This window comes from Bacillus sp. JJ1764, assembly GCF_036962145.1.
Classification (GTDB): Bacteria; Bacillota; Bacilli; order Bacillales; family Cytobacillaceae; genus Neobacillus.
Genome location: NZ_JBALNY010000185.1, coordinates 1 through 1787, shown reverse-complemented (window position 1 = coordinate 1787; position 1787 = coordinate 1). Strand labels below are relative to the sequence as shown.

Here is a 1787-nt window from a genome sequence, read left to right as displayed (position 1 = left end):
AAGGGGCTGGGACATAACTAGCTTCAAATAAAGAGAAAGGTGAATTTGAGCATACTCAAATTCACCTTTCTCTTTTATTGTGTGGATATTCTTCTATTATCCTAATTGTTGGCCGTGAATTTTCTTAAATTCACGGCCATTAACGCGAGGCCCATTTCGTTTTCTACCTTCGATTTGCCTCGTACAGAAAATCGAGTGAAACGCAAATTAGCCTTCAAGAATCCAAAAACTGGTTCCACATCGATTTTGCGTTTTCGATAGAGGGCACTCGTTTTCTCTTCTGAAAGCTTCTCTCTTACATATTCTTTTTGCTGTTCCCATTTTTCATTCACCATTAATTTTCGATTGTTGCCTTCTTTTGCTTTTGTGCATGATGAACGGAAGGGGCATTCTGAACAGTCTTCGCATTCATAGATTTTGAACTCCCGTTCAAAGCCTGTTCGGTCATTTCGGATAGAATGATATTGAAATTCAAGCCGTTTTTGATTAGGGCATGTATAGGTATCTGTTTCTATATCATACTTCCAGTTGTCTGGATTAAATGTGTTTTGTTTGTACTTTTTCTTTTGCTCCTTCAAATAGAGGTTATACGTAATAAGTGCTTCTCGTTTTCTATTGGCAAGGATATCATTATAGTTTTGTTCACTACCATAACCCGCATCTGCGACAATGTTCTTCGGTAACTCGAAATAATGTTGCTCGATCTCATCTAAAAAAGGAATTAACGTTTTTGTATCCGTTGGGTTTGAAAATAAACTATAGGCAAGCGTGTATTGACCTTCTGTTGCAATTTGTACATTGTAACCAGCTTTCAATTGTCCGTTTTTCATATAATCATCTTTCATTCGCATAAAGGTCGCATCAGGATCTGTTTTAGAATAGCTATTTCGTGCGCCAAAGATTTCAAAGTCTTGTTGATATTTTTGTTTTCGTAAGACAAAATCAATCAATTGTTTACGCACTTGTTTCGGGTATTTGCGTTCACCTCTTAAAGCTTTTCGTTCTGGAACGTCTGTTGATGCTTCTATTTGTTTATCATACGTGGTTACGATATCGTCCGCTTTTTGACACAATTCTGTAAGTTCTTCCAATGATAACTGTTCATCTCTTTCACGTTCAATTTCAGGGATGATTTCGTTCTCGAGTAGCTCATTGTATAGCTGGTTTGACTTTTCAATTAAACTTTGATGATATTTCTCAATTGATTTCTTCCAGACAAACGTAAACTTATTAGCATTTGCCTCAATCTTTGTACCATCAATAAAAACCGCTTCTTGATCAATAAGTTTTTCTTCAATCAATTGGCAACGGAATTGGACAAAACATTGACGTATTAAATCTTTCACTTCTGATTGAACACGGAATCGATTGATTGTGCGGTAGCTGGGTTCATGTCCTTGAGCTAGCCACATCATACGGATACTGTCTTTTAGTAGGGCTTCAATTTTGCGACCTGAAAAGACAGATTGCGTGTAGGCACATAAAATAATTTTAAGCATCATGCGTGGATGGTAGGCAGGACATCCCTCATTTCGAAGAAATGGCTCGAACGCTTCATGTGGGATACTTTCAACTAAATGATGGACATGGAAGGCAATATCATTATTTTGTAATTTTACTTCTAAATCTAAAGGCAAAACTAACTGATTCATGATATAATTTTTAAACATAAGGACACTTCTTTCTGATGGATTTTGTGTGGTAACTTAATTTTATCAGAAGTGGTCCTTATTTTTATTGAAAAAATTAAAGCCGATGGAATTTTACTCGTCGTAAAATTTCACCGG

1 protein-coding gene is annotated in these 1787 nt (G+C 36.2%); it reads right to left on the bottom strand.

Features of this window, described 5'->3' with window-relative positions:
• Positions 1–101 precede the first annotated feature (101 nt).
• The gene (locus V7083_RS20790) at positions 102–1670 is read right to left on the bottom strand and encodes an IS1182 family transposase (protein ID WP_335481515.1); all 1569 of its coding nucleotides are present in this window, start codon (positions 1668–1670) and stop codon (positions 102–104) included.
• Between the last annotated feature and the right edge of the window lie 117 nt (positions 1671–1787).